Here is an 8,399-nt window from a genome sequence, read left to right on the forward strand (position 1 = left end):
CTTATTTCAATATTTCTTAATATCGTGTCATGCCCCAGTATACAGTATGACTGGGGTATGTTTACTAAATGGTTTTATAAAGTAAAACCCAAAGTGGACGCCCGGCGCCGTCGATGGCAGCCGTGCAGATAAAGCGATTTCAGAATAGACATATCCTTGTACGGAATTCTTTCTTTACTCTCTTTACCACTCTCTTATTTCAATAACATTAATCAATATCGTGTCATGCTTCAGTTACAACAGTATGGCTGAAGCATGTTCCTATTCCCATAACTTGCAGCTCCCGGAATCGGGTGCAAGTTCAAAGCTGCGTTAACAGTTCAGAAAGCTACGGCATCTGTGCGCTGATACACGATTACAGAGGAGATACTTACTATGGCCTTATACGTAAACACGAATGTCAGCTCCATAAATGCCCAGCGCAAGCTGAGCAATGCCACCCTGAACCTGAACACCAGCTACCAGCGACTCTCCTCAGGCCTGCGCATTAACTCTGCCAAGGATGACGCAGCCGGCCTGCAGATTGCCGATCGCCTGACCTCCCAGATCAATGGCCTCAACCAGGGCAACCGTAACACCAATGACGGTATCGCCTTAGCCCAGACCATTGAAGGTGCTCTGGACGAGACCACCAACATGCTCCAGCGCATCCGCGTGCTGGCCGTGCAGTCCGCCAACGGTACTAATTCACAGAAAGACCGCGATGCACTTCAGGAAGAAGTTACTCAGCTGTCAGCTGAAATCACTCGTATCGCTAAGCAGACAACATTTGCAGGTGATCAGGTACTTGATGGTGCAGGCGCTGGTTTAATTCCTGGTACTGGCAACAACAAGGGCAAGATCGTATTCCAGGTTGGCGCAAACGCCGGCAACACCCTCGACCTTAACTGGTCTGCAGCTTTCACCATGTCAGGACTTGCCAAGCTTGCTCAGCTTGGTGCTGGCAACGATGCAAAAGACAATGGCATCCATAAAGTAAACAATGCTTTTGGTGCTAACAAGCACGATTATCGTTGGTCTGTATCATCAGCAAGTACTTCTACCAAGACTCTTGAGAACATCGACAAGATGATCCAGGCTGTTGACTCCAAACGAGCAAACCTAGGCGCTTTACAGAACAGAATGGAAAGCACTATTCGTAATCAGGCCAATATTTCTGAGAATCAGTCTGATGCCCGCAGCCGCATAAGAGACACAGACTTCGCATCAGAAACTGCTGCTCTTACCCAGAACAACATTATTCAGCAGGCCTCCCAGTCCGTACTGGCACAGGCTAACCAGCGTCCAACTATTGCTCTGAGCCTGCTTGGCTAAACAATTTTTACTGCAGGTAATCATACCGGTTCCCTGCTTTCCTCTCCTGTTTCTATGCACGCAGTAGTACATACTGCGTTTAAACCTCTGTAGTCGATGGACGTGAGTCCTGAGAAAGGCAGATAAGTGAGCTACCAATGGCTTTATACGTTAATACAAACGTCAGTTCCATCAATGCCCAGCGCAAGCTGAGCAATGCCACCCTGAACCTGAATGTCTCCTATCAGCGCCTTTCTTCCGGTCTGAGAATCAACTCTGCCAAGGACGACGCTGCAGGTTTACAGATTGCTGACCGTCTGACCTCCCAGATCAATGGCCTCAACCAGGGCAACCGTAACACTAATGACGGTATTGCCTTAGCCCAGACCATTGAAGGCGCCATGGACGAGACCACCAACATGCTCCAGCGCATCCGTGTGCTTGCTGTTCAGTCCGCCAACGGCACCAACTCCCAGGCAGACCGCAAGGCCCTCCAGGAAGAAGTAACTCAGTTATCTGCTGAAATTACCCGTATTGCCCGCCAGACCACTTTCGCAGGCGAGCAGGTACTTGATGGCGCCGGTAAAGGCCTGATCCCAGCTAAGAATCAAATGCTTAATTTCCAGGTAGGTGCTAACGCAGGCAACATCCTCGGCATTACCTTATCCCAAGGCTTTACACTTTGTGCCATTGCCGGCGGCGCTAATGTAACTGTACAGCAGGGTGCTGCTAACTATTCAAAATCAGGTGTAGTAAAGAGCGGTGCCAATAGTCCGGTCAGATTCTCTATTTCTACAGCTGCAACAGCGACTGCTGTCTTACAAAATATTGATGCCTTAATTCAGAACATCGACTCTCATCGAGCCAACCTGGGCGCAATCCAAAACAGAATGGAGAGTACCATTCGTAACCAGGCCAATATTTCTGAGAATCAGTCTGATGCCCGCAGCCGCATAAGAGACACAGACTTCGCATCAGAAACCGCTGCTCTTACCCAGAACAACATTATTCAGCAGGCCTCCCAGTCAGTACTGGCACAGGCTAACCAGCGTCCAACTATTGCGCTGAGCCTTCTGGGCTAATCAAAACAGGCAGCCATTATGTTTTAGACAGTATGGCTGCCACTTTGAATTTGTATAGACGTAGCACACAGCCTACGTATAAATCTGCGATCAAATCAGACATTGGTCCAGACATAAGCAGATAAGAGAGAGTGAGAAAATGGCTTTATACGTTAATACGAACGTCAGTTCCATCAATGCCCAAAGAAAGCTGAGCAATGCAACTCTGAACCTCAATACCAGCTACCAGAGACTGTCTTCTGGTCTGCGTATTAACTCTGCCAAGGACGACGCTGCAGGTCTGCAGATTGCCGACCGTCTGACAACTCAGATTAACGGCCTCAACCAGGGCAACCGTAACACCAATGACGGTATCGCCTTAGCCCAGACCATCGAAGGCGCACTGGACGAAACCACCAACATGCTGCAGCGTATCCGTGTGCTGGCTGTTCAGTCTGCTAACGGTACCAATTCCCAGAAAGATCGTGACGCTCTTCAGGAAGAAGTAACTCAGCTGTCAGCTGAAATCACTCGTATCGCTAAGCAGACAACATTTGCAGGTGATCAGGTGCTTGATGGCGCAGGCGCTGGCTTAATTCCTGGTACTGGCAACAACAAGGGCAAGATTGTTTTCCAGGTAGGCGCAAATGCCGGTAATACTCTTGATCTTAACTGGTCAGCCGCTTTCACCATGTCAGGTCTGGCAAAGCAGGCCGGAATTAACAACCCGGTAGCCAAGGATAATGGACTGCATAAAATCACCGATGCTTTTGGTGCTGGCAAACATGATTACCGCTGGTCTGTATCATCAGCCAGTACTTCTACCAAGACTCTCGAAAACATCGATAAGATGATCCAGGCCGTGGACTCCAAGCGTGCCAACCTTGGTGCTTTACAGAACAGAATGGAGAGCACTATTCGCAACCAGGCCAATATCTCCGAGAATCAGTCTGATGCCCGTAGCCGCATAAGAGACACAGACTTCGCTTCAGAGACTGCTGCTCTTACCCAGAACAACATTATTCAGCAGGCCTCCCAGTCCGTACTGGCACAGGCTAACCAGCGTCCAACTATTGCGCTGAGCCTTCTGGGTTAATCAAAACAGGCAGCCATTATGTTTTAGACAGTATGGCTGCTACTTTGAATTTGTATAGACGTAGCACACAGCCTACGTATAAATCTGCGCTCAAATCACACACTGGTCCAGACATAAGCAGATAAGAGAGAGAAGAATATGGCTTTATACGTTAATACGAACGTCAGTTCCATCAATGCCCAAAGAAAGCTGAGCAATGCGACTCTGAACCTCAATACCAGCTACCAGAGACTGTCTTCTGGTCTGCGTATTAACTCTGCCAAGGACGATGCTGCAGGTCTGCAGATTGCCGACCGTCTGACAACTCAGATCAACGGCCTTAACCAGGGCAACCGTAACACCAATGACGGTATCGCTCTGGCCCAGACCATTGAAGGCGCTCTGGACGAAACCACCAACATGCTGCAGCGTATCCGTGTGCTGGCTGTTCAGTCTGCAAACGGTACCAACTCTGAGTCTGACCGTAAGGCCATCCAGGAAGAAGTAACCCAGCTTTCCCAGGAAATTACCCGTATTGCCCAGCAGACCACTTTTGCTGGTCAGACCGTAATTAATGGCAAGTATGTGCAGGGTAAGAACGATAACTCCCTCATTCCTGGTGATGGCAAGCTGGTTTTTCAGGTAGGCGCCAATGCTGGTAACACTCTCACATTAGACTGGACATCTGCATTCACCCTAAGCGGAATCGCTTCCCAGGCTAAAATTCCTGATGCAAATATCATTGATAAGACTAAAGGCCTTTACAAGAGCGCTGGTGGCACAACAAGATTTACCGTTTCAACTGCTGAACTTGCAACAAAGACACTGGAAAACATCGACTCCCTGATTCAGGCTGTTGACTCAAAGCGCGCTAACCTTGGCGCTTTACAGAACAGAATGGAGAGTACCATTCGTAATCAGGCAAACATCTCCGAGAATCAGTCTGATGCCCGCAGCCGCATAAGAGACACAGACTTCGCCTCTGAGACCGCAGCTCTTACCCAGAACAACATTATTCAGCAGGCTTCCCAGTCCGTACTGGCACAGGCCAACCAGCGTCCTGTTATTGCACTTAGCCTGCTTGGCTAAACATTTTAGACAGCAGATACTGCATCTTTTATCTGCTGTCCATTCCGATTTCTATGTTTGCAGCACCATATGAAGTGCTGGCATAAATCTGTAGTGAAATCAGACATTCGTCCTGAGAAAGGCAGATAAGAGAGAAGATTATGGCTTTATACGTTAATACGAACGTCAGTTCCATCAATGCTCAAAGAAAGCTGAGCAATGCGACTCTTAACCTCAATACCAGCTACCAGAGACTCTCTTCTGGCCTGCGTATTAACTCTGCCAAGGACGACGCTGCTGGTCTGCAGATTGCTGACCGTCTGACAACTCAGATTAACGGCCTCAACCAAGGTAACCGCAACACCAATGACGGTATCGCTCTGGCCCAGACCATTGAAGGTGCTCTTGACGAAACCACCAACATGCTGCAGCGCATCCGTGTGCTGGCTGTCCAGTCTGCTAACGGTACCAACTCCGCATCTGACCGTAAAGCCCTCCAGGAAGAAGTAACCCAGCTTTCCCAGGAAATCTCCCGTATTGCCAAGCAGACGACCTTTGCTGGTCAGCAGGTTCTTGATGGTGCAGTAGGCCTTATTCCATCTAATGGTAATAATAAGGGCAAGCTTATATTTCAGGTAGGCGCAAACGCAGGCAACACTCTTACCCTTAACTGGTCAACTGGTTTCACACTCTCAGCTATAGCAACTGTTGCCGGCATCGCAGCAGCAGATCAGAAAAACACAAAGAAAGGCTTAACAGAAGACGGCCCTCAAGGTGCCAAATTCATTAGATTCTGTGTTTCTACTGCAAGTACTGCCACCCATACCCTGGAGAACATTGATAAGCTGATCCAGGCTGTTGACTCAAAGCGTGCTAACCTGGGCGCTTTACAGAACAGAATGGAGAGCACTATTCGCAATCAGGCAAACATCTCAGAGAATCAGTCTGATGCCCGCAGCCGCATAAGAGACACAGACTTCGCCTCTGAGACTGCAGCTCTGACCCAGAACAACATTATTCAGCAGGCTTCCCAGTCCGTACTGGCACAGGCTAACCAGCGTCCTGTTATTGCACTTAGCCTGCTTGGCTAAACATTTTCGACAGCAGATAGTGAGTGATTTATCTGCTGTCCTTTACGATTTCTATGTTTGCAGCACCAGATGATGTGCTGACATAAATCTGTATTTAAATCAGACAATCGTCCTGAGAAAGGCAGATAAGAGAGAAGATTATGGCTTTATACGTTAATACGAACGTCAGTTCCATCAATGCCCAGCGCAAGCTCAGTAATGCAACCCTGAATCTGAATGTCTCCTATCAGCGCCTCTCTTCAGGCCTGAGAATCAACTCAGCAAAGGACGACGCTGCAGGTCTGCAGATTGCCGACCGTCTGACAACTCAGATTAATGGCCTAAACCAGGGTAACCGCAACACCAATGACGGTATCGCTCTGGCCCAGACCATTGAAGGCGCTCTGGACGAGACCACCAACATGCTGCAGCGCATCCGCGTGCTGGCTGTCCAGTCTGCAAACGGCACCAACTCTGCAGCCGACCGTAAGGCTATCCAGGAAGAAGTAACCCAGCTTTCCCAGGAAATTACCCGTATTGCCAAGCAGACAACCTTTGCTGGTCAGCAGATTCTTGATGGTGCTGTAGGCCTTATTCCTAATCAGGGCAATAACAAAGGTAAGCTGGTCTTCCAGGTTGGTGCAAATGCCGGTAACACCCTGGTTTTAGCCTGGTCATCTGCTTTCACAGTTTCAACTATCGCCAGTCAGGCAGGTATTGCTGCTGGTGATATGGACGCGACTGGTAAAAAGGGCCTGGTAAAGTCAGGTACAAATCCAATTCGCTTTGGTGTTAGCACTGTATCAGTTGCTACTGCTACCCTGGCCAACATTGACTCCATGATCCAGGCTGTTGATTCCAAGCGTGCTAACCTTGGTGCTTTACAGAACAGAATGGAAAGTACCATTCGCAATCAGGCAAATATCTCCGAGAATCAGTCTGATGCCCGCAGCCGCATAAGAGACACAGACTTCGCCTCTGAGACCGCAGCTCTTACCCAGAACAACATTATCCAGCAGGCATCCCAGTCTGTCCTGGCACAGGCTAACCAGCGTCCTGTAATTGCCCTTAGCCTGCTTGGCTAAATATTTCAGACAGCAGATAGTGAGTGATTTATCTGCTGTCCATTCCGATTTCTATGTTTGCAGCACCAGATGATGTGCAGACAAAAATCTGTAGTTAAATCAGACAATCGTCCTGAGAAAGGCAGATAAGAGAGATAAGATTATGGCTTTATACGTTAACACGAACGTCAGTTCCATCAATGCTCAAAGAAAGCTGAGCAATGCCACTCTTAACCTGAATACCAGCTACCAGAGACTCTCTTCTGGCCTGCGTATTAACTCTGCCAAGGACGACGCTGCAGGTCTGCAGATTGCTGACCGCCTGACCTCCCAGATCAATGGCCTCAACCAGGGTAACCGTAATACCAATGACGGTATTGCTCTGGCCCAGACCATTGAAGGCGCACTGGACGAAACCACCAACATGCTGCAGCGCATCCGCGTGCTGGCTGTTCAGTCTGCTAACGGTACCAACTCAGCAGCCGACCGTAAGGCCATTCAGGAAGAAGTAAGCCAGCTGTCTGCTGAAATTACCCGTATTGCCAAGCAGACAACCTTTGCTGGTCAGCAGATTCTTGATGGTGCTGTAGGCCTTATTCCATCTAATGGTAATAATAAGGGCAAGCTTGTTTTCCAGGTGGGCGCTAATGCCAACGACACACTGGTTTTAAACTGGTCATCTGCATTTACCGTATCAACTATTGCCAGCCAGGCCAAAATAGCTGCAACTGACATCACCGAAAAGGGTACTAAAGGTCTTGTAAAGTCCGGTGCTATCGTACGTTTTGGTGTATGTACTGCATCTGTTGCTACTAACACCCTGGCTAACATTGATGCCATGATCCAGGCTGTAGATTCCAAGCGTGCCAACCTGGGCGCTTTACAGAACAGAATGGAGAGCACCATTAGAAATCAGGCCAACGTTTCTGAGAATCAATCTGATGCCCGCAGCCGCATAAGAGACACAGACTTCGCCTCTGAGACCGCAGCTCTGACTCAGAACAACATTATTCAGCAGGCTTCCCAGTCTGTACTGGCTCAGGCCAACCAGCGTCCTGTTATTGCACTTAGCCTGCTTGGATAATAAAGTAACTGAGCATTGCTCTCAGGCACTATGAACTTTTCATGGTGCTCTATAAAACAAAAAGCCATGCTTTCCGGTTTCGGAGCATGGCTTTTTTGCATACTAAACATATGGGCACCTTAAGCTCAGGTGCACGAAGAACAAAAGCCCCTCTGAAATAACTGTAACTTTCTGTGCAAGGGGCAAATCTGCAGCATGCCGCCTGTTTATCAGGCGGCAGAAATTGATGCAAGGTCATTGTTAACCTGCAGATGTGGCTCATACTCCAACCAGAAGCCACGCATAATTATTTTTCCAATGCAGGTAATATACCATTTGACCTTGATTACAGGCCATATTACCTCACCTGCACAAACGGCTGTTTCAGGCTGTTTTCTCTGTAAATCCTGCCATTTTCTCCTTAATTTTCTGCATGGTTTTCTCCATAATTTGGATGGTAAATCTCCACTGCAAAAATCCCGGCCTAACCTGGCAAGTCCCTGCACTTGTCAGGACAAAAGTTGCCGCGTGGTAATCAAACCACTGACAGCTCTATGGGCAGTAATGCATGCTGGAAGTCCCGTATACGGGCAGTCATTCTGTCTGGCAGGCCTGCGTGCATGCATGCATGAATGCAGGGAGGCAGGTACATTCAGTCACTCATAAAGTGATGTATGCCCCCTGCCTGCACTTTAGTTTGTCCTG

General features: G+C 48.6%; 7 protein-coding genes. All 7 read left to right on the plus strand.

Features of this window, described 5'->3' with window-relative positions; translation table 11 throughout:
* Positions 1 to 375 precede the first annotated feature (375 nt).
* The 7 genes from MXE41_RS06575 (at position 376) to MXE41_RS06605 (ending at position 7,715) form a co-directional block, all read left to right on the plus strand.
* Positions 376 to 1,314: a flagellin gene (locus tag MXE41_RS06575; protein WP_247099928.1), complete on the plus strand. Its 939-nt coding sequence runs from the start codon at positions 376 to 378 to the stop codon at positions 1,312 to 1,314.
* 137 nt (positions 1,315 to 1,451) lie between these two features.
* Positions 1,452 to 2,375, plus strand: a complete 924-nt coding sequence (locus MXE41_RS06580) for a flagellin (protein ID WP_247099929.1) — start codon at positions 1,452 to 1,454, stop codon at positions 2,373 to 2,375.
* Positions 2,376 to 2,514: 139 nt separating this feature from the next.
* Positions 2,515 to 3,450, plus strand: a complete 936-nt coding sequence (locus MXE41_RS06585; RefSeq protein WP_247099930.1) for a flagellin — start codon at positions 2,515 to 2,517, stop codon at positions 3,448 to 3,450.
* Positions 3,451 to 3,588: 138 nt separating this feature from the next.
* Positions 3,589 to 4,518 carry a flagellin gene (locus tag MXE41_RS06590; RefSeq protein WP_247099931.1) on the plus strand — a complete coding sequence of 310 codons (930 nt, stop codon included), beginning with the start codon at positions 3,589 to 3,591 and terminating at the stop codon, positions 4,516 to 4,518.
* A 140-nt stretch (positions 4,519 to 4,658) separates the two neighbouring features.
* A complete protein-coding gene (locus MXE41_RS06595; RefSeq protein WP_247099932.1) occupies positions 4,659 to 5,588 on the plus strand; it encodes a flagellin in 930 nt (309 codons plus the stop codon).
* Between the two features lie 140 nt (positions 5,589 to 5,728).
* Complete coding sequence (locus MXE41_RS06600) at positions 5,729 to 6,652, plus strand: flagellin (protein ID WP_247099933.1); 924 nt, start codon at positions 5,729 to 5,731, stop codon at positions 6,650 to 6,652.
* A gap of 142 nt (positions 6,653 to 6,794) precedes the next feature.
* Positions 6,795 to 7,715, plus strand: a complete 921-nt coding sequence (locus tag MXE41_RS06605; RefSeq protein WP_247099934.1) for a flagellin — start codon at positions 6,795 to 6,797, stop codon at positions 7,713 to 7,715.
* Positions 7,716 to 8,399: the final 684 nt, after the last annotated feature.

Origin of the sequence: Anaerobiospirillum sp. NML120449 (assembly GCF_023051105.1) — a bacterium.
Taxonomy (GTDB): domain Bacteria; phylum Pseudomonadota; class Gammaproteobacteria; order Enterobacterales; family Succinivibrionaceae; genus Anaerobiospirillum.